At 70.3% G+C, this 22,767-nt stretch carries 29 protein-coding genes; 19 read left to right on the top strand and 10 right to left on the bottom strand.

Features of this window, described 5'->3' with window-relative positions; genetic code table 11:
* Position 1 precedes the first annotated feature (1 nt).
* From ACWDRW_RS02205 to ACWDRW_RS02230, 6 genes are all read right to left on the bottom strand, one after another.
* On the bottom strand, positions 2 to 1,450 hold the full coding sequence (locus tag ACWDRW_RS02205; protein WP_451718804.1) for a HAMP domain-containing sensor histidine kinase: 1,449 nt from the start codon (positions 1,448 to 1,450) through the stop codon (positions 2 to 4).
* Positions 1,447 to 2,181 (bottom strand): response regulator transcription factor, encoded by a 735-nt coding sequence (locus ACWDRW_RS02210; RefSeq protein WP_451718808.1) that lies wholly within the window; start codon positions 2,179 to 2,181, stop codon positions 1,447 to 1,449. The genes ACWDRW_RS02205 and ACWDRW_RS02210 overlap by 4 nt, the downstream gene beginning before the upstream one ends.
* Positions 2,182 to 2,228: 47 nt before the next feature.
* Positions 2,229 to 2,420 carry a hypothetical protein gene (locus tag ACWDRW_RS02215; protein ID WP_451718810.1) on the bottom strand — a complete coding sequence of 64 codons (192 nt, stop codon included), beginning with the start codon at positions 2,418 to 2,420 and terminating at the stop codon, positions 2,229 to 2,231.
* A 19-nt stretch (positions 2,421 to 2,439) separates the two neighbouring features.
* Positions 2,440 to 3,453 carry a S1C family serine protease gene (locus tag ACWDRW_RS02220; RefSeq protein ID WP_451718812.1) on the bottom strand — a complete coding sequence of 338 codons (1,014 nt, stop codon included), beginning with the start codon at positions 3,451 to 3,453 and terminating at the stop codon, positions 2,440 to 2,442.
* 129 nt (positions 3,454 to 3,582) lie between these two features.
* Positions 3,583 to 4,605, bottom strand: coding sequence for a LacI family DNA-binding transcriptional regulator (locus ACWDRW_RS02225; RefSeq protein ID WP_451718814.1), 1,023 nt, complete (start codon positions 4,603 to 4,605; stop codon positions 3,583 to 3,585).
* A gap of 84 nt (positions 4,606 to 4,689) precedes the next feature.
* Entirely contained in the window at positions 4,690 to 5,469 is a 780-nt protein-coding gene (locus ACWDRW_RS02230) for a winged helix-turn-helix transcriptional regulator (RefSeq protein WP_451718817.1), read from the bottom strand.
* A gap of 170 nt (positions 5,470 to 5,639) precedes the next feature.
* Here ACWDRW_RS02230 and ACWDRW_RS02235 point away from each other — a divergent pair, with 170 nt between their 5' ends.
* The 8 genes from ACWDRW_RS02235 (at position 5,640) to ACWDRW_RS02270 (ending at position 10,934) form a co-directional block, all read left to right on the top strand.
* Entirely contained in the window at positions 5,640 to 6,503 is an 864-nt protein-coding gene (locus ACWDRW_RS02235) for an alpha/beta hydrolase (RefSeq protein WP_451718820.1), read from the top strand.
* A gap of 49 nt (positions 6,504 to 6,552) precedes the next feature.
* Positions 6,553 to 6,807, top strand: coding sequence for a MoaD/ThiS family protein (locus ACWDRW_RS02240; RefSeq protein WP_451718823.1), 255 nt, complete (start codon positions 6,553 to 6,555; stop codon positions 6,805 to 6,807).
* A 2-nt stretch (positions 6,808 to 6,809) separates the two neighbouring features.
* The gene (locus tag ACWDRW_RS02245; RefSeq protein ID WP_451718826.1) at positions 6,810 to 8,123 is read left to right on the top strand and encodes a hypothetical protein; all 1,314 of its coding nucleotides are present in this window, start codon (positions 6,810 to 6,812) and stop codon (positions 8,121 to 8,123) included.
* A 127-nt stretch (positions 8,124 to 8,250) separates the two neighbouring features.
* Complete coding sequence (locus tag ACWDRW_RS02250) at positions 8,251 to 8,979, top strand: LmeA family phospholipid-binding protein (RefSeq protein ID WP_451718829.1); 729 nt, start codon at positions 8,251 to 8,253, stop codon at positions 8,977 to 8,979.
* Positions 8,980 to 9,183: 204 nt separating this feature from the next.
* Positions 9,184 to 9,264 (top strand): Ms5788A family Cys-rich leader peptide, encoded by an 81-nt coding sequence (locus ACWDRW_RS02255; protein ID WP_350751515.1) that lies wholly within the window; start codon positions 9,184 to 9,186, stop codon positions 9,262 to 9,264.
* Positions 9,265 to 9,391: 127 nt separating this feature from the next.
* Positions 9,392 to 10,237: a sulfurtransferase gene (locus tag ACWDRW_RS02260; protein WP_451718832.1), complete on the top strand. Its 846-nt coding sequence runs from the start codon at positions 9,392 to 9,394 to the stop codon at positions 10,235 to 10,237.
* Positions 10,238 to 10,270: 33 nt separating this feature from the next.
* Positions 10,271 to 10,558, top strand: coding sequence for a DUF1416 domain-containing protein (locus ACWDRW_RS02265; protein WP_004986406.1), 288 nt, complete (start codon positions 10,271 to 10,273; stop codon positions 10,556 to 10,558).
* Between the two features lie 112 nt (positions 10,559 to 10,670).
* On the top strand, positions 10,671 to 10,934 hold the full coding sequence (locus ACWDRW_RS02270) for a DUF3099 domain-containing protein (protein WP_451718835.1): 264 nt from the start codon (positions 10,671 to 10,673) through the stop codon (positions 10,932 to 10,934).
* On the opposite strand, the gene ACWDRW_RS02275 is transcribed toward ACWDRW_RS02270, so the two are convergent.
* On the bottom strand, positions 10,928 to 11,290 hold the full coding sequence (locus tag ACWDRW_RS02275; protein WP_451718837.1) for a DsrE family protein: 363 nt from the start codon (positions 11,288 to 11,290) through the stop codon (positions 10,928 to 10,930). The genes ACWDRW_RS02270 and ACWDRW_RS02275 overlap by 7 nt on opposite strands.
* A gap of 127 nt (positions 11,291 to 11,417) precedes the next feature.
* On the opposite strand from ACWDRW_RS02275, the gene ACWDRW_RS02280 reads away from it, so the two are divergent.
* The 6 genes from ACWDRW_RS02280 to ygfZ all read left to right on the top strand — a co-directional run bounded on the left by ACWDRW_RS02280 (position 11,418) and on the right by ygfZ (position 16,676).
* Positions 11,418 to 12,185, top strand: coding sequence for a hypothetical protein (locus ACWDRW_RS02280; protein WP_451718840.1), 768 nt, complete (start codon positions 11,418 to 11,420; stop codon positions 12,183 to 12,185).
* Complete coding sequence (locus tag ACWDRW_RS02285) at positions 12,182 to 13,582, top strand: hypothetical protein (RefSeq protein ID WP_451718843.1); 1,401 nt, start codon at positions 12,182 to 12,184, stop codon at positions 13,580 to 13,582. Before ACWDRW_RS02280 ends, ACWDRW_RS02285 begins: the two co-directional genes overlap by 4 nt.
* Positions 13,579 to 14,433: a hypothetical protein gene (locus tag ACWDRW_RS02290; RefSeq protein ID WP_451718846.1), complete on the top strand. Its 855-nt coding sequence runs from the start codon at positions 13,579 to 13,581 to the stop codon at positions 14,431 to 14,433. The genes ACWDRW_RS02285 and ACWDRW_RS02290 overlap by 4 nt, the downstream gene beginning before the upstream one ends.
* A 206-nt stretch (positions 14,434 to 14,639) precedes the next feature.
* Positions 14,640 to 15,215, top strand: coding sequence for an FABP family protein (locus ACWDRW_RS02295; protein WP_451718848.1), 576 nt, complete (start codon positions 14,640 to 14,642; stop codon positions 15,213 to 15,215).
* 32 nt (positions 15,216 to 15,247) lie between these two features.
* Positions 15,248 to 15,700, top strand: a complete 453-nt coding sequence (locus ACWDRW_RS02300; RefSeq protein WP_451718850.1) for a Fur family transcriptional regulator — start codon at positions 15,248 to 15,250, stop codon at positions 15,698 to 15,700.
* A gap of 10 nt (positions 15,701 to 15,710) precedes the next feature.
* A complete protein-coding gene (gene ygfZ / locus ACWDRW_RS02305) occupies positions 15,711 to 16,676 on the top strand; it encodes a CAF17-like 4Fe-4S cluster assembly/insertion protein YgfZ (protein WP_451718852.1) in 966 nt (321 codons plus the stop codon).
* A gap of 68 nt (positions 16,677 to 16,744) precedes the next feature.
* On the opposite strand, the gene dtd is transcribed toward ygfZ, so the two are convergent.
* Entirely contained in the window at positions 16,745 to 17,170 is a 426-nt protein-coding gene (dtd, locus tag ACWDRW_RS02310) for a D-aminoacyl-tRNA deacylase (protein ID WP_451718854.1), read from the bottom strand.
* A gap of 158 nt (positions 17,171 to 17,328) precedes the next feature.
* On the opposite strand from dtd, the gene ACWDRW_RS02315 reads away from it, so the two are divergent.
* The 3 genes from ACWDRW_RS02315 (at position 17,329) to ACWDRW_RS02325 (ending at position 20,482) form a co-directional block, all read left to right on the top strand.
* On the top strand, positions 17,329 to 17,916 hold the full coding sequence (locus ACWDRW_RS02315) for an RsiG family protein (protein WP_451718857.1): 588 nt from the start codon (positions 17,329 to 17,331) through the stop codon (positions 17,914 to 17,916).
* Positions 17,917 to 18,058: 142 nt separating this feature from the next.
* Positions 18,059 to 19,303, top strand: coding sequence for a GNAT family N-acetyltransferase (locus ACWDRW_RS02320; protein ID WP_451718859.1), 1,245 nt, complete (start codon positions 18,059 to 18,061; stop codon positions 19,301 to 19,303).
* Between the two features lie 279 nt (positions 19,304 to 19,582).
* Positions 19,583 to 20,482 (top strand): GntR family transcriptional regulator, encoded by a 900-nt coding sequence (locus tag ACWDRW_RS02325; protein ID WP_451718861.1) that lies wholly within the window; start codon positions 19,583 to 19,585, stop codon positions 20,480 to 20,482.
* Here ACWDRW_RS02325 and ACWDRW_RS02330 read toward each other — a convergent pair.
* On the bottom strand, positions 20,475 to 20,666 hold the full coding sequence (locus ACWDRW_RS02330) for a hypothetical protein (protein WP_451718863.1): 192 nt from the start codon (positions 20,664 to 20,666) through the stop codon (positions 20,475 to 20,477). The two genes, ACWDRW_RS02325 and ACWDRW_RS02330, sit on opposite strands and share 8 nt — an antisense overlap.
* Before the next feature lie 136 nt (positions 20,667 to 20,802).
* Between ACWDRW_RS02330 and ACWDRW_RS02335 the strand changes: the two genes are divergently transcribed.
* Both ACWDRW_RS02335 and ACWDRW_RS02340 read left to right on the top strand, forming a co-directional pair.
* Positions 20,803 to 21,681 carry a GntR family transcriptional regulator gene (locus tag ACWDRW_RS02335; RefSeq protein WP_451718866.1) on the top strand — a complete coding sequence of 293 codons (879 nt, stop codon included), beginning with the start codon at positions 20,803 to 20,805 and terminating at the stop codon, positions 21,679 to 21,681.
* A gap of 29 nt (positions 21,682 to 21,710) precedes the next feature.
* On the top strand, positions 21,711 to 22,430 hold the full coding sequence (locus tag ACWDRW_RS02340) for an HAD family hydrolase (protein WP_451718869.1): 720 nt from the start codon (positions 21,711 to 21,713) through the stop codon (positions 22,428 to 22,430).
* Here ACWDRW_RS02340 and ACWDRW_RS02345 read toward each other — a convergent pair.
* Positions 22,421 to 22,606: a hypothetical protein gene (locus tag ACWDRW_RS02345; protein WP_451718872.1), complete on the bottom strand. Its 186-nt coding sequence runs from the start codon at positions 22,604 to 22,606 to the stop codon at positions 22,421 to 22,423. The genes ACWDRW_RS02340 and ACWDRW_RS02345 overlap by 10 nt on opposite strands.
* Positions 22,607 to 22,767 lie beyond the last annotated feature (161 nt).

Genomic DNA, 22,767 nt, shown 5'->3' on the forward strand with positions numbered 1-22,767 from the left:
ATCACCCCGAAGCGTCGGACGGGGTCTCCGGCGGAGGCGTCGGCGCCCCCGGCAGGCGTACCGTCGCCACCGTCCCGCCGCCCTCCGCGCGCGCGAGGGTGACCTCGCCGCCCGCCTGTTCCACCGTGCGGGCCACGATGGAGAGGCCGAGGCCCGAGCCGGGGAGGGCGCGGGCGCTGGGTGAGCGCCAGAAACGGTCGAAGACGTAGGGGAGTTCCTCGGCGGGGATGCCCGGGCCGTGGTCGCGGACGGTGAGGACGCCCTTCGCGAGGTGCACCTCGATGGTTCCGCTATCCGGGCTGAACTTCACCGCGTTGTCGAGGATGTTGACGACGGCTCGTTCCAGGGCGGACGGTTCCGCTCGGACGTACCAGGGCTGGAGGTCGGCGGTGATCGTCAGCTCGGGGCCGCGGAGGCGGGCACGGCGGAGGGCGGCTTCGACGGTGTCCTCCAGTGCCACTACCTGGACGCGTTCTCCTCGCTGGCCTTCCGAACGGGACAGCTCCTGCAGGTCGCCGATCAAGGAGGCCAGTTCCGTCATCTGCGCCTTCACCGAGGCGAGCAGTGCCTTGCGGTCCGCCGGGGGGATGGGGCGGCCTGTCTCCTCGCTGCGGGTGAGGAGTTCGATGTTGGTGCGGAGGGAGGTGAGGGGCGTACGGAGTTCGTGGCCCGCGTCCGCGATCAGCTGTTGCTGCAGTTCCCTGGAACTCGCCAGCGCCGACGTCATCGAGTTGAAGGAACGGGACAGGCGCGCGACCTCGTCCTCGGCCTCCTCCTCCACGGGGATGCGGACGCTCAGGTCCTCGGTACGGGCCACGTGTTCCACGGCTTCGGTGAGCTTGTCGACGGGGCGCAGGCCCGCACGGGCCACGGCGAGGCCGGCGGCTCCGGCGCCGAGCACTCCGACGCCGGAAACCAGGAGGAGGATGAGGGCGAGTTCGTTGAGGGTGGACTCGGTGCTCTTGAGGGGGGTCCCCACCTGCAGGGCCACGCCCTGCGAGTCCGAGGCGTCGACACCCAGGTACAGGGTCAGCACGCGAAGGGTGTTGCCGTCCTCGTCGGTGCCGTTGCGGACCGTTGCCTCCCGGCGTTCCGCCTCCCTGATCACGTCCTTGTCGGAGTCGGTGACCTTGACGACACCGAGGGAGTTCGGGTCGACGCAGGGCTCACCCTCCTCCTTGATCAGCTGGATGTAGTCCTTGGCGATCCACCGAGCGCCGGTGCCCTGTTCGGGAGTCTGGGCGCAGTTCTGGAGCAGCGAGGCCACCGTGCCGGGCCGTTTGACCATCTCCTTCAGGTCGCTGTCGACCTGCTCGTACAGCTTCCCCTGCACAATGAACCAGCACGTCACCGAGACCGCCGCCACCGCGAACGCCACCGCCGAAGCCACCAGCAGCGCCAGCCGTGAGCGGATGGGCAGGGAGCGGAACCGGCGGAACAGCTTGCTCACTCCGCGCCGCCCTGTCGCAGCACGTACCCCACCCCGCGCACCGTGTGGACGAGCCGGGGCTCGCCGCCCGCTTCCGTCTTGCGGCGGAGGTACATCACGTACACGTCCAGCGAGTTCGACGACGGCTCGAAGTCGAAGCCCCAGACCGCCTTCAGGATCTGCTCCCGGGTCAGCACCTGGCGCGGGTGTGCCATGAACATCTCCAGCAGGGTGAACTCCGTGCGGGTCAGCTCCACCGGCCGCCCGCCCCGCGTCACCTCCCGCGTCGCCAGGTCCATGCGGAGGTCGGCGAAGGTCAGCGCCTCGTCCTCCTCCACCGCTGCCGCCCCGGAACCCGCGTACGAGCTGCGCCGCAGCAGCGCACGGACACGGGCGAACAGCTCGTCCAGCTCGAACGGCTTCACCAGGTAGTCGTCGGCCCCGGCGTCCAGCCCGGTGACGCGGTCGCCGACCGTGTCCCGGGCCGTCAGCATCAGGATCGGGGTCGTGTCGCCCGCCCCGCGGATGCGGCGCGCGGCGGTCAGTCCGTCCATGCGGGGCATCTGGATGTCCAGGACGATCAGGTCGGGACGGTACGCCGTCGCCTTCTCCAGGGCGTCCGCGCCGTCCACGGCCACCTCCGTGTCGTACCCCTCGAAGGCGAGGCTGCGCTGCAGGGCCTCCCGCACCGCGGGCTCGTCGTCGACGATCAGGATGCGCTGGGGTTCACGGTCGACATCGGCGGGGCTCATGGGCTTCGGGTTCCTCGGGTGCGCAGGGGCGGTTCATCAACGTGCCTTCAGCCTCGCACAGTGGGCTGTGCGCGGGCCGTCGTACGGCGGCGGGCGGTGCGGCGGACCGGCGTACGGCCGGTGGCCGGCTCCGGGGCCCGGGTGGCCGCCGGCGCGTGCAGCTCGTACGCCACCTGAAGGGCCGGCGCGACACTCGCCGGGCCCGGGTCGGCCACCGAGCGGAAGACCTGCGTGATCATGACGTCCTCCTGCAAAGGATCAGTTCTGCTCGCCCGCGCGCAGCTTGGCGAGGTCGGACTTGACGGTGTTGATCGGGATGGCGAACCCGAGGCCCACGCTGCCGGCGTCGGAGGAGGTCGCGGCGGACGAGTACATCGCGGAGTTGATGCCGATGATGTTGCCGTTCATGTCGATCAGCGCGCCGCCGGAGTTGCCGGGGTTCAAGGACGCGTCCGTCTGGATCGCCTTGTACGTCGTCGTGGACGACCCGGTGTCGCCGTTGAACTCCTGGCCGCCGAACTCGAACGGCCAGCCGCCCTCGCCGCCCGGCTGCTGTTGCTGCTGGCCCTCGCCGGTGGAGACGGTGACATCGCGGTCGAGGGCCGAGACGATGCCGCTGGTCACGGTGCCGGTCAGGCCCTCGGGCGAGCCGATCGCCACGACCGTGTCGCCGACCTGCACACCGTCGGAGTTCCCGAGGCTCGCCGTCTTCAGACCCGAGGCGTCGTCCAGCTTGATCAGCGCCAGGTCCTTGCTGCTGTCGGTGCCGACGACCTGCGCGGTGTACTCCTTGCCGTCGCTGGTCGACACCTTGATCGAGGAGGCGCCGGAGATCACGTGGTTGTTGGTGACGATCTCGCCGTCACTGGTGATGATCACGCCGGATCCGGTGGACTCACCGGAGTTCGAGGTGGCGCTGATCTCCACGATGCTCGGGCTGACCGTCTCGGCGATGGCCGCGATGTCGCCCTTCTTGCTGGAGGGCAGGACGTTCGTGGTGGTGCTGGCGGCGACGGTGTCGGTGCCGGTCAGCTCCTGGACCGCGTACGCGCTGCCGCCGCCCACGGCCGCCGCGACGATCGCGACGGCGGCGAGCAGGGCGACGGGACCTCGGGGGCGCTTCCTGCGAGGCGTCCCGGCCGACGGCACCTCAGTGGGCGGGTGCGCCGGCGGCGGCGGCCACTCCGGGTTCACGGGCGCGGAAGCGTGCTGCTGGTACGGGTTCGCGTACTGCTGCTCGTAATCGCCATCGCGGCGGAAGCTCTCGGTCATGGCCATGAGCCTGTCGCCCGACGATGAGAGCTCCCTGAGTGCTCCCTGAGAAGCCCGACAGAACCTCGTATGCCCCTTATAAAGCCCTCTGAGGCAGAAACCTCTGGGGCAGAAAGATCCCTGAAGCCGCTAGTCGCAGCCGCAGGACCGCCGTACCACCAACCGGGACGGGAACACCTTCAGCCGCTCCCGGCGCGAACCCGCCACCCGCAGGCCGTCGTCCAGGACCAGGTCCACCGCCGCCCGGGCCATCGCGGAGCGGTCGCTCGCGATCGTTGTCATCGGCGGGTCCGTCAGCGCCGCTTCCTTGATGTCGTCGAACCCGGCCACCGCCAGCTCGCCCGGCACGTCGATCCGCAGCTCCCGCGCCGCCCGCAGCACACCGATGGCCTGGTCGTCGGTGGAGCAGAAGATCGCCGGGGGGCGGGACGGCCCCGCGAGGAGTTCCAGCGCTATGCGGTACGCGTCATAGCGGTTGTACGGCGCTTCGAAGAGCCGTCCCTCGGTGGGGAGCCCGGCCTCCTCCATCGCGCGCTTCCAGCCCTCGACGTGGTCGGAGACCGGGTCACCGACGGACGGCGTCTCCGCCGTACCACCCATACAGGCGACGTAGTCGTAGCCGTGCTCCAGCAAGTGGCGGACCGCGAGCTGCGCGCCGCCCAGGTCGTCCGTGACGACGGCGACGTCGTCGATGGCCTCGGGGCGTTCGTGGAGCAGCACCACCCGGGCGTCCCAGGCGTCGATCTCCGCCGCGGCCAGGTCGTTCAGCGCGTGGCTGACCAGGATGAGGCCGGAGACCCGCATCCCGAGGAAGGCGCGCAGATAGTGGACCTCGCGCTCGCCGACGTAGTCGGTGTTGCCGACGAGGACCATCTTCCCGCGCTCGGAGGCGGCCTGTTCGACCGCGTGCGCCATCTCCCCGAAGAAGGGCTGGCGGGCGTCCGGGATGATCAGGCCTATGAGATCCGTCCGGCGCGAGGCCATGGCCTGGGCCACCCGGTCCGGCCGGTACCCCAGCTCCTTGATCGCGGCGAGGACACGCTCGCGCGTGGCCGGGGCGACCGGCCGGGGTCCGTTGTTGATGACATAGCTGACGACGGCAGTGGAGGTCCCTGCCAGCCGCGCCACATCATCCCTAGTCACCTTGGCCACGCGCGGAGTCTACGCGGATGGACCGGCTCTGGGCAGGGCGTGAAGGAGCTTGCCTGTGCGCTGCCCGAGAGCCGTGCCGGTGCCCTAGGCGTCCGCCTTGACCTCGACACCGTCCAGGACGGCCGTCTCGTCCGCATCCTCCGCCTTTGGCGCGGCGGACTTGGCCCGCGCCTCCTCGGAGGCGCGGTCGCCCTTCTCGGGCGTAACGAATCGATAACCCACGTTCCGGACAGTCCCGATCAGCGACTCGTGCTCGGGGCCGAGCTTGGCGCGCAGGCGCCGTACGTGCACGTCCACGGTCCGGGTGCCACCGAAGTAGTCGTAGCCCCAGACCTCCTGCAGCAGCTGCGCGCGCGTGAAGACGCGGCCCGGGTGCTGCGCGAGGTATTTGAGGAGCTCGAACTCCTTGAACGTGAGGTCGAGGACCCGCCCCTTGAGCTTGGCGGAGTAGGTCGCCTCGTCGACGGACAGGTCGCCGTTGCGGATCTCCATGGGGGAGTCGTCGTTGACGATCTGTTGCTTGCCCATGGCCAGGCGCAGCCGCGCCTCGACCTCGGCCGGGCCCGCGGTGTCGAGCAGGACGTCGTCGATGCCCCAGTCGGCGGTGACGGCGGCGAGACCGCCCTCGGTGACGACGAGGATGAGCGGGCAGCCGGGTCCGGTGGAGCGCAGCAGCTGACACAGGCTGCGCACCTGCGGCAGGTCGCGGCGGCCGTCGATCAGGATGACGTCGGCGCCCGGGGTGTCGACGAGCGCGGGGCCTTCGGCGGGAGCCACTCGCACGTTGTGCAGGAGCAGGCCGAGAGCCGGGAGCACCTCCGTCGACGGCTGGAGGGCGTTGGTCAGGAGCAGCAGAGAACTCATACGTCTGGTTCCTCCTCGGTCCCTGCGAGGACGTGGGCGGTACGGCACTGCTCTGCACTCCCGACGCGCCGTACACCCGCGGTTTCCCGCGTCGTATACAACGCTTCCGAAAGCACAAAAGGACCCGGGGGCTTCGCTGCCCGAGTCCTCTGCCCAGCAGAATAGCCCACATGAGGACTGGTCCGGCAGGTCATGTGGCGCGTTCGACGGCTGTTCCGAACTCTGAGACGAGCAGACGCACCCCTATACGGACATATCTGCGCACCCAGGACGGAGTGCCGATCGATTCCGTATACGAACCGGGTGCGCTCGTATACGACACCGGAAGTCCATCCTCCCGTGATCTGGTGTTCGTGGTCGCGCACGGGTTCACGGGTGACGTGGACCGCCCGCACGTGCGCCGGGTGGCGTCGGCGTTCGCGCGGTACGGGGCCGTCGTCACGTTCTCCTTCCGCGGGCACGGGCGCTCCGGCGGCCGCTCGACGGTGGGCGACCGGGAGGTGCTCGATCTGGCGGCGGCGGTGGCGTGGGCGCGCGAACTCGGGCACACGCGCGTGGCGACGATCGGCTTCTCGATGGGCGGCTCGGTGGTGCTGCGGCACGGCGCGCTGTACGGCACCGAGGGCGCTTGCGGGACGGAGGCGCGGTCGGACGCGGTGGTTTCGGTCAGTGCCCCCGCCCGCTGGTACTACCGCGGTACGGCCCCTATGCGACGGGTCCACTGGCTGGTAACCCGCCGCGAGGGCCGGCTGCTGACCCGCTACGGCCTGCGGACGCGCATCCACCACCGGGGGTGGGACCCGGTCCCGCTCTCCCCGGTGGAGGCGGTGCCGAGGATCGCGCCGACCCCGCTGCTGATCGTGCACGGCGACCGCGACGGCTACTTCCCGGTCGATCATCCGCGCATGCTGGCGGAGGCGGCCGGTGACCACGGCGAACTCTGGCTGGAGCCGGACATGGGCCACGCGGAGCACGCGGCCGAGGACGAGTTGCTGGACCGGATCGGTCGCTGGGCGGTCGGCCGGGCGGGCTAGCCTGGCCCCTGTCGACAGCGGTCGGCAGCCGAAGGAACAGAGGAACGGGATGGCAAAGGTCACGGTGCGCTACTGGGCCGCCGCGAAGGCCGCGGCCGGGGTCGCCGAGGAGGCGTACGACGCGGCCACGCTCGCCGAGGCGCTCGCCGCGGTGCGCGAGCGACACCCCGGGGAACTGGCGGTCGTCCTGCGGCGATGCTCCTTCCTCGTCGACGGTGACCCCGTGGGCACCCGCGAGCATGAGACGGTACGGCTGGCCGACGGCGGCACGGTCGAGGTGCTCCCGCCGTTCGCAGGAGGGTGACGATGACCGACCAGCCGTATCAGGGCGGGTACGACGGCTACGACGGCGACGGCCACGACCCGTACGGGCAGGGCCGGCAGCCGCGGGCGCAAGCGCAGGCAGAGGGTCAGCCGGGGTGGCAGCAGGCCCAGGGCTGGCAGGGTTACGAGGATCCGCAGGCCGGCGCCCAGCAGTACACGCAGCAGTGGCAGGGACAGACCTGGGAGACGCAGGTCCAGGCACCGGTGTCGGCGGCGGAGACGGCGTATCTGCCGCAGCAGGGGTACGACCAGGAGGGGTACGGCCGGCAGGGCTACGGCCAGGAGAACCCGCAGGGCCGGCAGGGATACGAGCCGTACGCGGGCCAGCCCTACCCGGCGCCCGCTCCGGCCGAAGCCCACGGCCCGGCCCACGGACACGCCCCACTGCCGCCCGAGGCGTCCGGTGCCATCCCTTCCTGGACGACCCCCGACGCGCAGATGCCACCCGAGTCCGGGACGCACGACGCGCACCGGGCGGCCGCCCCGTCTCCCGAGACCCCGGACACCACCGCGTACGGCCCCGCCACCCTCGGCGGCAACGCCCGCGTCACCGACGCGCAGCGGGCGCGCCTGGAGGGCCGTTCCCCGATCATCGAGCCCGGGATGCAGCCGGCGGCGCTGACGGCACTGCTCGGCCTGCTGCTGTCCGGGGCGGCGGCGATCGGCGAGTACGCGCTCCTCGTCCCGCTGGTCCTCCTCCAGGCGGTCACCGCGGCCGGCTGGTTCCGGCTGAACGGCATGTGGCCCGCCCGCCAGGGCATCGCGCTGGCCTTCGCGGGCGCGCTGACGGCGGACGTGGCCCTGCTCGTGGCGGACCGGGCCCCGTCGGCGATCCTCGGCACGCTGGGCGTCTGGGTCCTGCTCTCGCTGGTTCTCCAGCTCCGCTCCCACGCGGACCCCGACGAGCGGATGTACGGCCTGATGGCGACGGTGGCGTCGGCGGCGCTGTCCATCGTGGCGGCCGGCCACCTCGCGGCGGAGGCCGACGCGGTGACCGTGGGAGCGGCGGCGGTGGCGGTGGCCGTACTGGCCCGCGCCCTTCCCCTGCCCACCCCCGCCTCGGTGATCGTCTCCCTCCTCGCCGCGGCGGGCGCGGGCATCGCGGTCGGAGCCTTGACGGACGTCGGCCCCGAGGGCGCCCTGCTCGGCGCGGCGGCGGCCGGCTGCGCCCTGATCGGCCACCGCGTGGCGAGCTACGACTACCCGTCGCGGTTCGTCCACTTCACCGCGGGAGTGGCATTGCCCCTGGCAGCGGCGGCCCCGGCGGTCTACGTGCTGGGACGGGCGCTCGGTTAGTCCGAGGGCCCGGCCGCCCCTGTCACAGGTGATCGACAATTCCGCGGCCGCCCATACCGGCGGGGTTACCTTTGCCCCTGGGCGGCCACCCGGTCGTCGGGACCGCCTAGGTGGGGGAACACCGGACATGCGCGCACTGCGGATCACTCTGATCGTCGTCATCATCCTCGGCGGCCTCTTCGTCCTCGCCGACCGCCTCGCCGTGGGCTTCGCCGAGGACGAGGCCGCCGAGAAGCTGAAGGCCTCGGAGAACCTCGCCGCGACGCCGGACGTGTCCATCAAGGGCTTCCCCTTCCTCACCCAGGTCGTCGGCGGCGAGCTGGACGACGTCGAGGTCGGCATAGAGGACTACGAGGCCACGGCGGGCGCCAACGGCGAGACCATCCGCATCGACGGACTCAAGGCCCACATGAAGGGCGTCCAGTTCTCCGGCGACTACAGTTCCGCGACCGCGGCCAGCGCGAACGGCACCGCGACCGTCTCGTACGACGAGCTGCTCAAGGCCACCAAGTCCGAGAAGAGGGAGATCTTCCCGGGGGTGACCGCCGCGGTCGTCGGTCTCTCCGACGGCGGAAACGGCAAGATCAAGGTGAACATCGAGGTCGGGGCCGCGGGCCTGACGCGGACCTACCCCGTGATCAGCACGGTCACCGCCGAGGGCGACACGGTGAAGGTGCACGCCGACAACCTGCCCAACCTGGTCGTCGAGGTCGCGGAGGGCGAGGTCCGCTCGATCACCGACTTCGAGCAGCGGATCGACGGCCTGCCCGGCGGCATCCAGCTGGACAAGGTCCAGGCGGCGCAGGACGGCGTGGAGATCACGGTGAAGGGTTCGAACGTCCGGCTCGCGGGGTAGTACGGCCGCGGCCGTTGGTGAACACCCGGTGTCCACAACGCGAGACACCGCCGTCCGTACCGTAGAGGTGACGACGGATACACCCACCCGGATGCCGTGCGGGACGGGCTTCGAGCTCTCGCTCATCCCGCATTCCGGACGATCGTGTCTCAATATACGACACGCCGGTGACACGCGCGCCTGTCCCTCCCTACGATCGCAACCATGAAGCGACAGGCGGATCTCACGAAGCGGCGGGCAGTAGACCTGTGCCGCGTCGCCGCCATGCTCTGTCGCCCCTTCTGAGCGAAGAGCACCGACTCCTCGCATTCCCCGCCGCCCTGCCCTGGGCACCCGTGCGCCGCCGCACCCGGACCGAGCGCACCCGTCTCACTCGCACGCCCCGCCGCAACTGCCCCGGAGGAGAAGAAGCATGAGCCGCAGCGACGTCCTGGTCGACGCCGACTGGCTCCAGGAGCACCTGGACGACAGCAACATCGCGATCGTGGAAGTGGACGAGGACACGTCCGCCTACGAGAAGAACCACATCAAGAACGCGATCCGCATCGACTGGACCAAGGACCTGCAGGACCCGGTCCGCCGCGACTTCATCGACCAGGAGGGCTTCGAGAAGCTCCTGTCGAAGAAGGGCATCGCCAACGACACGCTGGTGATCCTCTACGGCGGCAACAACAACTGGTTCGCGTCCTACGCCTACTGGTACTTCAAGCTGTACGGCCACGAGAACGTCAAGCTCCTCGACGGCGGCCGTAAGAAGTGGGAGCTGGACGCCCGCGAGCTGGTCGGCGGCGACGAGGTGCCCGAGCGCGCGGCGACCGAGTACAAGGCCAAGGCCCAGGACACCTCGATCCGCGCCTTCCGCGACGACGTGGTGGCGGCCATCGGTTCGCAGAACCTGGTCGACGTCCGTTCCCCCGACGAGTTCTCCGGCAAGCTGCTCGCCCCGGCGCACCTGCCGCAGGAGCAGTCGCAGCGCCCGGGCCACGTCCCGAGCGCCCGCAACATCCCGTGGTCGAAGAACGCCAACGACGACGGCACCTTCAAGTCGGACGAGGAGCTCAAGGAGCTCTACGCCGAGGAGCAGGTGGACCTCGCCAAGGACACCATCGCCTACTGCCGTATCGGCGAGCGCTCCGCGCTGACCTGGTTCGTGCTGCACGAGCTGCTCGGCGTGGAGAACGTCAAGAACTACGACGGTTCCTGGACCGAGTACGGCTCCCTCGTCGGCGTGCCGATCGAGCTCGGCGCCAACAAGTAAGCCCCGACCTTCCCAACCCCTCAGGAGATTCACATGTGCGGAGCGAAGGCCGGTGGCCCCGACGCCTCGACGATCAAGCCCGGTGAGACCACGATCCAGGGCCAGGTGACCCGCGACGGCGAGCCGGTGACGGGCTACGTCCGTCTGCTGGACTCGACCGGCGAGTTCACCGCGGAGGTCCCGACCTCCGCCACGGGTCAGTTCCGCTTCTACGCGGCCGAAGGCACGTGGACCGTGCGCGCGCTGGTTCCCGGCGGCACCGCCGACCGTACCGTCGTCGCCCAGCAGGGCGGCCTGGCGGAGGTCGCCATCGCGGTCTGATCCACCGCATCGAACGGCCGAGGGGCCGCACCCACGGGTTGGACGCCAGGGTGCGGCCCCTCGGGCTGTCCGGCCCCGGGCCCGATGGCCGCCGCGGACCTACTCTGGACGTATGTACGCACGGCGACGCCACACGTACTTCGCGCTGATGGGGACGTGCCTGACGCTCTTCGTCCTCGCGTGGGGCGTGGTGCGCCTGTGGTCGGTCCCGGTGGCGGTCGGCATGTGCGTGGTGGCGATGGTCATCCCGCCGCTGGCCGCGATGATCGCCAACCGCCGCGGCCCCGACGACCGCTGGTGGGACGACCCCTCCGGCGACCCCAAGTCGGACGAGTGGTGGGACGAACTGGACGGCAAGAAGCGCCCGCGTCAGTAAACGAGCGCCTGCGTCCCGTCCCCCAGGGCCTCCTGTACGAAGACCTGCGCGCCGGCGATGCGTACGCCCTCGATGACGTCCTTCTCCGTGATGTCCCGGCGGGCCGCGCACTGGGTGCACAGGGTCAGCTTTCCGCCCGCGAGGATCGAGTCGATCAGGTCGGGGAGCGGGGCCGCGTGCGGGAGTTCGAACTCGGCGGCCCGGCCCGGCAGCGCGAACCACGCGGACTCCCCGGTCAGCCACACCGAGACCTCGACGCCACTGGCCACGGCCACCGCTGCCACCGTGAACGCCTGCGAGCACCGCTCAGGGGCGTCCGCCCCGGCCGTCACCTTGATCACGAGCTTCTTCGCCATGGCTGAATCGTAATCAAACCCCTTACAACCCAAGGCTTTGGCCATGGGTCTCCTGTGAGGCGCGCATACGGAATGAGCGCCTCATGTTCTGTGGGGGGACGTGTTGGAAACTCCAGAAGTACCCGAAGTGTCAGAGGCGGCTGACCCCCGGCCACGCGCCCGCCGCCGCGGGCGTACCGCCCTGATCATCGTTGGCGCGGCCGTGCTGGGCCTGGTGGCCGGCACCTGCGCCGGCTACCTCGTCCAGGCCGACCGCGAGCCGACGAAGCTGCCCTCGCTGTCGCAGCCGGAGCTGACGCGAGCCGAGGGCAAGGCGCCCGAGCCGCTGTCCGCCGCGCGCGACCGCCAGGTCAGGACCGAGGGCGACCTGCGCAAGCTGCTGCTGAAGAAGCCGGCCGGGGCGCGGGAGGCCGAGTGGTTCATGGGCTACGACGGCTGGATGGAACTGGCCGACTACGCCGACACCTTCGGAAAGCCGGGTCAGGCCTTCGGCAACATGGCCTCCAGCTTCCGCCGTGCGGCCGTCACCGGCTGGCGGACGGACTCGTACACCGTCGAGATCCGACTGATCCAGTACCGGCAGGAGGAGTCGACGGCCGCCGCGGACGCCGTCGATCAGGCCCAGTTCTGGGCGACCTTCGACGGCGACAGCTGGGACAGTCCCTGGTCCGAGGGCGACAAGGACACCAAGAGCTGGACCGTCCCCGGCACCGAGGACGGCATGGCCTACGTCCACACCGTCCCGGAGACCGAGCCGGGCTACGAGCCGCTGTACAGCGCGGAGGCGCACGCGTGGCGCGGGGACATCGCGGTCGAGATCTGGGTCGACGGCAGCGCCCCGATCAGCAGGAAGACGGTCCTGAGCCTGGCCGAGCGGCAGATGGAGCGGCTGTGAACGAGACGGAGAACCCTGGCGGGGTCGAGGACTCCGGCGGAGCCGAGAACCCTGGCGGGGTCGACAACCCTGGCGGGGTCGACAACCCTGGCGGGGTCGAGGACTTCGGCGGAGCCGAGAACCTCGGCGCGGTCGACAACCCTGGCGGAGCCGAGAACCCTGGTGGGGGCGAGAACGCTGGCGGGGTCGAGAACCCTGGCGGGGTCGAGGACTTCGGCGGAGCCGAGAACCTCGGCGCGGTCGACAACCCTGGCGGAGCCGAGAACCCTGGCGGGGGCGAGAACGCTGGCGGGGTCGAGGACTTCGGCGGAGCCGAGAACCTCGGCGCGGTCGACAACCCTGGCGGAGCCGAGAACCCTGGCGGGATCGACAACCCTGGCGGAGTCGAGAGCTCGGCCGGGGCGGAGAGCCGGGTCGAAGCCGAGGGGCTGGCCGCGATCGAGGGTTCGGCTTCGGCCGAGGGGCCTGCCGTCGATGGGTTGGCTAGCGTCGAGGGCCTGGCCGCGGTCGAGGGCCCGGCCGTGGTCGAGGGCCCGGCTGCCGCCGATGGCCCGGCCACCCCCGAGGGCCCGGCCAGCCCCGCGGGCCCGGCTGCCGCCGAAGGGCCGGTCGGGGGGGAGGGGGGCGGTGAGGTCGCGGGAGTGCCGGCCGCCCGCGTGAAGAAGCCGCTGCGCCTCGGTCGTATCGCCGCCGTCGCCGGAGCCGTGCTGCTGGCCGGGGCCGTCGTCGTCGGCGTCGGGTACACCGTGGTGACCGTGCGGGACGCCGACCGGGACGCGGGTGCGCCCCGGTGGCAGTTCCCGAAGGGCGAGCCCGCCGAGGAGACCGAGGCGGCGGCACCCTCCGGGCTCGCCGGGCAACTCGTGCCGTACGGCACCTACGGCTGGACCCGCGGGCCCGACTTCGGCGAGCTCGGGTCCGACGTCTCGCTCACCGGCGCCCAGGCCACCGCCCTGCGCAAGGAGTCACTGCGCGAGCTGCCGCGCACCCAGCGCCGGGAGGTGGAGAAGCGCATCGACAAGGCGGAACTCACCGGCCTCGCGATGCGCAGCTTCGTGAACACGGAGGCCGGCAACGCCGTCACCGTCGGCGTCGTGCTGGCCCAGATGGAGAACCGGACGACCGTCCGGGGCCTGTCCACGCTCCAGAACGAGCTCTTCGACTCCCTGGACGTCTTCCGCGACGGCCCGAAGATCAAGGGCTACAAGAACGCCCGCTGCTTCCTGTCGCCGAAGGACGAGGACACGGACCTGGACTACCTGTCCTGCTCCGCGTACCAGGGCAACGTCCTGATCACCGTCACCGCGGACGGAGTCGGTCCGCTCGAAACCGAAGAGGTCGCGACGCTGTTCCGCGTCCAGCTCGACCGCATCGCCGAGCCGGGAGAGGCCGTATGACGACCATCGACGAACAGCTGCCGCCGGCGGAGGCCGCGGAGGCCGCCCAGGTCGCGCAGGCCGAGGCGGCGCCCGCGGCCCCCGTGAAGGACCGCCGGGTGCTGCGGGCCGTGCTGCGCTGGACCGCCGCCGTCACCGTCTTCGCGGCGGTCGGCGCGGCCTCGGCGTACGGCGTCACGCGGCTGGAGCGGACCGACGTACCGGGGCTCGCGACCGCCTCGGACGGGCGGTGGGACTACCCGACGCTCACCAGGCCGCCGCTGCCCTCCGGCAGCCCGGGGCCGTTCGCCGAGACCAACCCGGCCGGCACCCACCACGCGGACCTGCGCGCCCTGGTCCTGCCCGCGCCCGAGGGCGCCACGGAGGACAAGGCGCTGCGCGGCGACGACGGCTGGCTCGCGACGAAGGACTTCCTGGCGCAGTTCCCCGAGAAGGCGCACCGCGAGGAACTGGGCCAGAAGCTCGTCGACCACGGGCTGCGGCACATCGCCGCCCGCGGCTGGACCACCGAAGACGGCACCAGCACCCGGGTGTACCTGCTGCGCTTCGGCACCGCGGAGGTCGTGGACGAGCTCACCTCCGTCGACCTGACCCCGTACGGGGGACCGTCCTACCGCGTGCGCGGCGACAGCGTCTCCGAGTTCGACCTGGGCTTCGCGGAGATCAAGGTCGTCCCGGAGACCAGGAGGTACGCCTACGCGGAGGCCAAGCCGTACGGCGCCCAGCAGGTGCGGCAGGCGTACGTGACCGCGGGTGACGTGCTCGCGGTCGTCGTCCAGTCCCGCAAGGGCAAGGCGCTCACCGTCCCCTTCCGGCAGACCGTCACGCTGCAGAGCCAGCTGCTCGGCTGACCTCGTCAAGTGGGCCGGTCCCCGGCCGCGTAAGCTGGGGCCCGGCCCTGTGCCATCGCCCGTACGCTCACCAAGGAGCAACCCGTGATCCTCTTCTTCGAGATTCTGCTGGTCCTGGTCGCGGTAGGTGTCCTCGCCTTCGCCGGCCTGACCGTGAAGAAGCTGTACCAGGGCCAGCGCTGACCCACGTCTAGGAACCGCCACTCATGATCGAGATCCCGTCCGACCTCCACAAGGACCTCGTCCCGCTCGCCTTCCTGCTCGGCAACTGGGCGGGCGCGGGCGTGCACGACTTCCCCGGCTCCGAGAAGTGCAACTTCGGCCAGGAGGTCAGCTTCACCCACGACGGCCGGGACTTCCTGGAGTACCAGTCCCACACCTGGGTGCTGGACAACGACGGAAACAAGGTCCGGCCGCTGGAGTCCGAGCACGGCTTCTGGCGCATCGACGCCGACCGCAAGGTCGAGGTGACGATGGTCCGCGACGACGGTGTCGTCGAGATCTGGTACGGCGAGATGGCCGCCAAGAAGCCGCAGATCGACCTGGTCACCGACGCCGTGGCCCGTACGGCCGCCTCCGGCCCCTACACCGGCGGCAAGCGCCTGTACGGCTACGTCAAGAGCGACCTGATGTGGGTCGGCGAGAAGCAGACCCCCGAGGTCGAGCTGCGCCCCTACATGTCCGCGCACCTGAAGAAGGTCGTCACTCCGGAGGACGTCGAGCGCTGGGCCAAGGCCCTGCCGGACGATATGCCGGACGACGGGATCGCCTTCTTCAAGTAGGTCTTCGTACGACTGGGCCTAAACTCGTCGGTGTGGTGAGCACCGACTGGAAGAGCGACCTCAGGCAGCGCGGCTACCGGCTGACGCCGCAGCGGCAACTCGTGCTCGAAGCCGTGGACACCCTTGAGCACGCGACCCCCGACGACATCCTCGTGGAAGTGAGGAAGACGGCGTCGGGGGTCAACATTTCGACGGTGTACCGGACCCTGGAGCTCCTGGAGGAACTCGGTCTGGTGAGCCACGCCCACCTTGGGCACGGCGCTCCGACGTACCACCTCGCCGACCGGCACCACCACATCCATCTGGTCTGCCGCGACTGCACGAACGTGATCGAGGCGGATGTGTCGGTGGCCACCGAGTTCATCGCCAAACTGCGCGACACCTTCGGGTTCGAGACCGATATGAAGCACTTCGCGATCTTCGGCAGATGCCAGGACTGCGCACAGGACGACGGCTCGCTGAAGAATTCAACTACCGAGTCGTAGGCTTGCGTCCATGAAGAGCCCTCTGCTGACCCTGCCCGGCGCCGTCCCCGCCGAAGGTGTGGACGAAGGCGTCGCCGCCCACTACGGCGATCTGTTCCGCGAGCAGCGCGCGCTCGCCGACGGCGTCGGTTTCGTCGACCTCTCGCACCGCGGGGTCGTCACCGTGACCGGCCAGGACCGGCTGAGCTGGCTGCATCTGCTGCTCACCCAGCATGTCAGCGACCTGCCCGCGGGCGAGGCCACGGAGGCGCTGATCCTCTCCGCGCACGGCCACATCGAGCACGCGCTGTATCTCGTCGACGACGGCGCCACGGTCTGGGTTCATGTCGAGCCCGGCACCCAGGACGCGCTGATCGCCTACCTGGAGTCGATGAAGTTCTTCTACCAGGTCGAGGTCCTGGACCGGACGTCCGACTTCGCCGTCGTCCACCTGCCCGCCGGGTCCATCGCCCAGGTACCGGACGGGGTCGTCGTCCGCGAGACGGCGTACGGCCGTGATCTCTTCCTCCCGCGCGCGGACCTGGAGGCGTACGCCGAGAAGGCCGGGCCGGCCGCCGGGCTGCTCGCCTACGAGGCGCTGCGCGTCGAGCACCACCGGCCGCGGCTCGGTTTCGAGACCGACCACCGGACCATCCCGCACGAGCTGGGCTGGATCGGTACCGCCGTGCACCTGCAGAAGGGCTGCTACCGGGGCCAGGAGACGGTCGCCCGGGTCCAGAACCTCGGCAAGCCGCCGCGGCGGCTGGTCTTCCTCCACCTCGACGGCAGCGAGGTCCACCTCCCGGCCGCCGGCACGGAGCTGCGGCTCGCGGAGGAGGGCCCCGACGGCCGGAAGATCGGGTTCATCACGACGTCGGTACGCCATCACGAGCTGGGACCGGTGGCGCTGGCGCTGGTGAAGCGGAACGTGCCGACGGACGCGCCGCTGGTGGCGGGGGAGACGGCGGCCGCCCAGGAAGTCGTCGTCGCGCCGTAAGAGGTCGTCGTAGCGCCGTAGAGGTCGTCTGGGAGCCGCCGTAGAGGTCCTCGTGGAGCTGTGGAGCCCTACATTTCGAGCAGCACGGTGAACGGGCCGTCGTTCGTGAGCGAGACGCGCATCTTGGCTCCGAAGCGGCCCGTCGCCACGGTCGCGCCGAGGGCGCGCAGCTGGGCGACGACCTCCTCGACCAGCGGCTCGGCGACATCGCCGGGGGCGGCGGCGTTCCAGGTGGGGCGGCGGCCCTTGCGGGCGTCGCCGTACAGGGTGAACTGGCTGATGACGAGGAGCGGGGCGTCGATGTCGCTGCACGACCTCTCGTCCTCGAGCATGCGGATCGACCAGAGCTTGCGGGCGAGTTGGGCCGCCTTCTCCTTGGTGTCCTCATGGGTCACGCCGACCAGGACGCACAGCCCTTCGCCGACGATCTCTCCGACGGTCTCGCCGTCCACGACGACGCTCGCGCCGTCCACTCTCTGCACCACTGCACGCATGGGCCCATGATGCCGTGCGGCCGGAAGTGCCGTGCGAGGGGCTCATTTTTGTTCCTTAACCCCCCATCTGGGGCCGATCGGGGGCACTCGGTCACATAGCGGCCACTTGGGGTGGCACGATGCTTCCCACACGCCGGTCGAGGGGACGGTAGAGGCACATGAGCACACCGAGTACCTGGCAGCCGCCCGGGGCTGTCTCGTTGACCCGCGCGGGCGAGCGGGGCCAGCTCCGCCCGCCCGCACAGCGGCTGCCGGTCGAGCCGCCCGAGCACGACCTGACGGTGCTGAGCCTGCCGGAGCTGCGGACGCTGCGGCGGGACGCGCAGCGCGACGAGGCGGACCTGAGCTATGTGCGGCGGCTGCTGCAGGGGCGGATCGACATCCTGCGGGCGGAGCTGGCGCGGCGGTCGCCGGTCGGGGCGGCGTCGGTGGTGGAGCGGCTGGCGGAGATCCTGCGGGACGCTCCGGCGCGGCACCGTTCCTCGGCCCGGCACGTCACGCTCGGGACGCCGCACAGTGAGGAGTACCGGCTGCTGGCGGCGGAGATGCTGGCGGAGGTGGAGCTGTCGGACCTGGGCGCGCGGACGGACGGTGAACTGACCGAGGCGATGGCCCGCCTGATCCGCTACGAGCAGCAGGTCTCCCTGCGCCGTCAGCGCCTTCAGCACACGACGGACGACTGCAGCGCGGAGATCGCCCGCCGCTACCGGGAGGGCGAGGCGCAGGTCGACGACTTGTTGTTGTGAGGATGGTGGGGGTGGGCGCGGGACGGCCGCGACGGGAGGTCGGTGCTGGGGTCGGGGCGCCATCTGCACTGTGGCCGGGGCCGAGGTCGGGCCGCGGGAAATGGGCGCGACACCTCCACCGGCCCGCGCCTAACGTGAGTTCATGACCCGCGCCGCTGACATCGACGTCCGACCGATCACCGAGGCCGAGCAGCCGGACTGGCATCGTGCCGTGAACACCGGGTTCCTGCGAGAGCCCACGCTCAGCGAGGAGCAACTGGCCGCACGGGAGGCCTGGTTCGTCCCCGGCCGGGTGCTCGGTGCCTTCGACGGCGGCCGTTGCGTCGCCACCTTCCGTTCCTTCGACCAGCGGCTCACCGCCGTCGGCGGCGCCGAGGTCCCCTCCGACGCGATCACCAATGTCACCGTCTCCCCGACCCACCGCCGCCGAGGCCTCCTCAGCCGCATGATGGAGCGGGACCTCACCGCCGCCAAGGAGCGCGGTGCCGTCGTCGCGACCCTCATCGCCGCGGAGTACCCGATCTACGGCCGCTACGGCTTCGGCCCCGCCACCACCATGGCCGAGTGGACGATCGACGTGCCCCGCACCGGCCTCGACCCCCGCTGGTCCGGTCCCGAGGACGGCGGCCGGATCGACCTCGTGGACGCCCCGGACGTCCGCAAGCTCGGTCCCGAACTGCACGAACGCCTGCGCCGCGGTCAGCCGGGCGCGGTCAGCCGCGACGACGTGTGGTGGCAGCTCACGACCGGCGCCGTCCTGTTCTTCCACAGCTTCACCGAGCCCCACTACGCCGTGTACCGCTCGGCGGCCGGCGAGGTCGAGGGCATGGTGGCGTACACCGCGGACGATCGCTGGGGCGACGGCAAGCAGCCGCTGAACACGGCGAAGGTGAAGTGGCTGATCGGCGTCACCCCGGCCGCCGAGCGCGCGCTGTGGCGCTATCTGTGCTCCATCGACTGGATCACCACGGTCAGGACCGGCTGGCGGGCCCCCGACGACCTGCTGCCGCACTTCCTGCCCGACCCGCGCGCGGCCCGTCTGACCACCCAGGCCGACTGGTTGTGGGTGCGGATCCTCGATGTCGTACGGGCCCTGGAGGCGCGCACCTACGCGGGCACGGGGACGCTGGTGCTCGACGTCGTCGACGGCGGTGGCCGGTACCGGGTGGAGGCGGACGCCACCGGCGCGGGGGCCTGTACGCCCACCGGAGACCGCGCCGACCTCGCGCTCAGCCTCTCCGACCTCGCCACCCTGTGGCTCGGCGACGAGTCCGCGGTACGGCTCGCCGCGCTCGGCCGGGTCCGGGAAGAACGAGCGGGCGCCGCCCGTGTGGCCGACGCCCTGCTGCGTACGTCCAGGCGGCCTTGGTGCCCGGACGTGTTCTGAGCCCCTTCCCCCGACGACAGGCCTTGTCCTCCGTACTCATCCGTAGCGTGCTCTTCAGTTGTGGTTGTTGTGCGGTGGCGCTGACCGAACCGGGCTCCCGGCTCCCCTCCGGAAGGGAGCCCGGCTCAGCCTGATCCTGCGGTGCGGATCGCCAACCCTCTGAAAGTTTGACCATGTTGCGCAAGTTGGCGACCAACTTCACTGTACTTATGACCGCGTAGATGCGGCTCATAACCACCTTTCAGTGAACTGCCCAAAGATGGCGGGAAGTTGTACTGTTTGGCCGTGGACCCGAAACACGCCTCCGTCAATGGACGGAAGCGGCCACAGACGTCACATCGAGACGTGGCCGACGCGCTGCGCGCCCGGATCAGGTCCGGCGAATTGCAGCCCGGCCAGCGCATGCCCACCCAGGCGAGGCTCGCCGACGAGTTCGGGGTGGAGCGGGGGGCCGTACGGCAGGCGCTGCGCATACTGCAGTCCGAGCACCTGCTCACCAATGTCTCCAAGGGCAGCCCCGCCACCGTCGCGCTCGACCTCGGCAGGGCGCTGACCGGCCCCGGAGCCCCGCCGCAGCCCACCATGGTGGCCCTGGCGCCCCGCATAGGGGCCGCCTTCGCCGCCCCGCACGTCGAGATCGACGCCCTCTGTCTGACCGCGATCTCGCTCACCCTCGCCATCGGTGAACCGCTGCGCCGGATCCACGCGGGACAGCTGAAACCGGCCAAGGTCGACGTCCGCATCCTGCTCCCCAGCCGCCATATCGACCTCGCCTTCCCGGCCCCCGTGGACGCCGCGGCCGCGGGCCGGCTGCGCCGCCACTGGCTGGCCCAGCGCAATGCCCAGGGGCAGGTGCTCCAGCACAATCTGCTGGCCCTGCGGGCGACGCACGGGATAGATGTGCGGGTCACTTTCCGCGCGCTGCCCTTCACCCCGCCGGTCAAGCTGTACCTGCTCAACGGCGCGGAGGCGCTCTTCGCCTACTACACGGTGAAGCGCCGCGAGGAGGAGGTCGACCACGAGTTCCTGGAGATGTACGACGCGGAGGGCACCCAGTCGATGCTCTTCGCCTTCGAGCAGGGCGCCGGGATGCGCGACACCACCTTCGTGGAGCAGTCCAACCTGTGGTTCAACTCGCTGTGGGAGACGATCAGTTCCGAGCTGGAGCTCACTAGCTGATCGCGGGGCCCGAGAGCAGCAGGGCCAGCACCACGGCGCCGACGGAGCTGACGGCCGGGCTCTTGGCCTTGATGCCGATGGTGAGGAGCAGCACGCCGACGATGCCGGTGGTGCCGTACTTGACTTCGATAGCCTGTTCGATGCTGACGACCAGTATCGCGGCCAGGAGGGCGATGACCTGCATGACGTTTCCCCCTTGAAGTAAAGCTTCCGCCAACTCAACCAAGTTGGTGCCAACTATGCTTATGTTGTCCCCACTTGGTTACTACTCATAAACAAGTTGCCGACAACTCCCGGCAGATGGGGTGGAGTTGTAGCGTTTGGTCGTGACTCAGGAGAACGTGGCAGTGAACGGCAGCAGAAGGCTCTCCCCCCAGGAGATCGCCGACATCCTGCGGGAGCGGATCCGCGCCGGAGAGCTCAAGGCGGGTGACCGCCTGCCCACCCAGGCCGAGCTCGCGGACGAGTTCGGCGTGGAGCGCGGCGCCGTCCGCCAGGCCCTGCGCGCCCTCCAGGAGGACGGCCTCCTCACCAACGTCAGCAAGGGCAGCCCCCCGCGCATCGCCGTCCCGGCCCCGTCCCGCGGCGAGCCCCAGCCGACGATGGTCGGCCTGGCTCCACGACTGGTCGAGGCGTTCGCGGCCCGGCATGTTCGCGTGGACGTCGTCTGCCACACCGCGGAGACTCTGATGCTGGCGTTGGGGGAACCCCTTCGCCGCATCCACGAGGCCACCGTCCGTCCGGAGTCGGTCGACGTACGCATCCTGCTCCCCTCCCGCGACATCACCCTGGCCTTCCCGGTCCTGGTGGAGGGCGACAACACCGACGACTCCGTGCACAAACGCTGGCTGGCCATGCGCAACGCCCAGGCCCAGGTCCTCCAGCACAACCTGCTGGCGCTGCGGGCGACGCACCGCATCGACGTGCAGGTCACCTTCCGGGCGCTCCCCTTCACCCCGCCGGTGAAGCTGTACCTGCTCAACGGCGAAGAGGCCCTGATCGGGTACTACGTGGTCACCGAGCGGGAGGAGGAGTACGAGAGCCGGACCTTGGAGATGTACGACGCGCTGGGGGCCCAGTCCCTGCTCTTCTCCTTCGCCAAGCAGTCCGGCGACCGCGACGAGGCGTTCGTGGGCGAATCCCAGAAGTGGTTCGACGCCCTCTGGGAAACCATCACGACGGACCTGACACTCTCGTAGTGGCTTCTGATACGACGCAGACTGATCCGGTGGCAGCCGAGACCGAGAACGATACGAAGCAACTTCGGAATCTGATCAGCAACGCCCGAGTGGTGCTCTGGGACTTCGACGGGCCGGTCTGCCGTCTGTTCGCCGGGCACGCGGCCGAACGGGTGGCGACCGACCTGGTGCAGTGGCTGGAGGGGCGGGGCCTGCACGGTCTGTTGACGGAAGGCGAACGCGAGTCCCTCGACCCGCACGCCGTACTCCGGGCCGTGGACCGCCGGCATCCGGGCAGCGATCTGGTCGCCGAGTTGGAGGAACGTCTCACCAATGAGGAACTGCGGGCCACGTCCTCAGCGATGCCGACGCCGTACGCCGATCCACTGATCCGTACCTGGACGGCCGTCGGCGCGCGGCTGGCCGTGGTCACGAACAACTCTCCTCGTGTGGTGCGCGCCTATCTGACGGGACGCGGCCTCAACGGCTGCTTCGCCCCGCACATATACGGCCGCACCCAGAACCTGCACCACCTCAAACCGCACCCCCACTGCCTCCACCGCGCGCTGAACGCGACAGGCTCGGCCCCCGGCGCGGCCCTGATGATCGGCGACACCCCCTCGGACTATCTGGCCGCCCGCAGCGCCGGGGTCCCCTTCCTGGGCTACGCGCGTAACGAGCACAAGGAGCGGTGGCTGAGGGAGGCCGGGGCCACGTCGGTCGTCGGGTCGCTGTGGTCGTTGCTGCGCGTGGTCCAGGGTCAGGCCTGAATCACCAGGAGGGCCAGGAGCACGGCCCCGATGGACGCGCAGGTCGCATTGCGGGCCTTGATGCCGGCGGCGGTGAAGCTGAACCCCAGGGTCGCGAGTACCCCGTAACGGGTCTGGATCAGCTGCTCCAGGCCCGGCGCCAACATGGTGCTGAAGAGTACTTGGACCACCGTCATGGGTCCCCACCCCAATCCAATCCCTCACCATTCCATAGAACCGATCAACTATCGGTCCAATTGGACTGACTGCACTGAATTGGTTGTGCCCTGACGGCTTGATCCCTTAACTGACCCTCAACTCCGGGATGTGGAACCGTCAACTCGGCTTCCAATGTGAC

The sequence above is a fragment of the Streptomyces sp. NPDC003635 genome (assembly GCF_053587635.1).

Coding starts and splice junctions, on each gene's coding strand:
- ACWDRW_RS02275 (WP_451718837.1), bottom strand. CDS start 11,290: ATGGCGAAGAAGCTCGTGATCAAGGTGACGGCCGGGGCGGACGCCCCT.
- ACWDRW_RS02345 (WP_451718872.1), bottom strand. CDS start 22,606: ATGACGGTGGTCCAAGTACTCTTCAGCACCATGTTGGCGCCGGGCCTG.
- ACWDRW_RS02215 (WP_451718810.1), bottom strand. CDS start 2,420: ATGATCACGCAGGTCTTCCGCTCGGTGGCCGACCCGGGCCCGGCGAGT.
- ACWDRW_RS02270 (WP_451718835.1), top strand. CDS start 10,671: ATGTACGCACGGCGACGCCACACGTACTTCGCGCTGATGGGGACGTGC.
- ACWDRW_RS02235 (WP_451718820.1), top strand. CDS start 5,640: ATGAGGACTGGTCCGGCAGGTCATGTGGCGCGTTCGACGGCTGTTCCG.
- ACWDRW_RS02295 (WP_451718848.1), top strand. CDS start 14,640: ATGATCGAGATCCCGTCCGACCTCCACAAGGACCTCGTCCCGCTCGCC.
- ACWDRW_RS02290 (WP_451718846.1), top strand. CDS start 13,579: ATGACGACCATCGACGAACAGCTGCCGCCGGCGGAGGCCGCGGAGGCC.
- ACWDRW_RS02220 (WP_451718812.1), bottom strand. CDS start 3,453: ATGACCGAGAGCTTCCGCCGCGATGGCGATTACGAGCAGCAGTACGCG.
- ACWDRW_RS02250 (WP_451718829.1), top strand. CDS start 8,251: ATGCGCGCACTGCGGATCACTCTGATCGTCGTCATCATCCTCGGCGGC.
- ACWDRW_RS02230 (WP_451718817.1), bottom strand. CDS start 5,469: ATGAGTTCTCTGCTGCTCCTGACCAACGCCCTCCAGCCGTCGACGGAG.
- ACWDRW_RS02320 (WP_451718859.1), top strand. CDS start 18,059: ATGACCCGCGCCGCTGACATCGACGTCCGACCGATCACCGAGGCCGAG.
- ACWDRW_RS02240 (WP_451718823.1), top strand. CDS start 6,553: ATGGCAAAGGTCACGGTGCGCTACTGGGCCGCCGCGAAGGCCGCGGCC.
- ACWDRW_RS02265 (WP_004986406.1), top strand. CDS start 10,271: ATGTGCGGAGCGAAGGCCGGTGGCCCCGACGCCTCGACGATCAAGCCC.
- dtd (WP_451718854.1), bottom strand. CDS start 17,170: ATGCGTGCAGTGGTGCAGAGAGTGGACGGCGCGAGCGTCGTCGTGGAC.
- ACWDRW_RS02330 (WP_451718863.1), bottom strand. CDS start 20,666: ATGCAGGTCATCGCCCTCCTGGCCGCGATACTGGTCGTCAGCATCGAA.
- ACWDRW_RS02210 (WP_451718808.1), bottom strand. CDS start 2,181: ATGAGCCCCGCCGATGTCGACCGTGAACCCCAGCGCATCCTGATCGTC.
- ACWDRW_RS02315 (WP_451718857.1), top strand. CDS start 17,329: ATGAGCACACCGAGTACCTGGCAGCCGCCCGGGGCTGTCTCGTTGACC.
- ygfZ (WP_451718852.1), top strand. CDS start 15,711: ATGAAGAGCCCTCTGCTGACCCTGCCCGGCGCCGTCCCCGCCGAAGGT.
- ACWDRW_RS02260 (WP_451718832.1), top strand. CDS start 9,392: ATGAGCCGCAGCGACGTCCTGGTCGACGCCGACTGGCTCCAGGAGCAC.
- ACWDRW_RS02245 (WP_451718826.1), top strand. CDS start 6,810: ATGACCGACCAGCCGTATCAGGGCGGGTACGACGGCTACGACGGCGAC.
- ACWDRW_RS02255 (WP_350751515.1), top strand. CDS start 9,184: ATGAAGCGACAGGCGGATCTCACGAAGCGGCGGGCAGTAGACCTGTGC.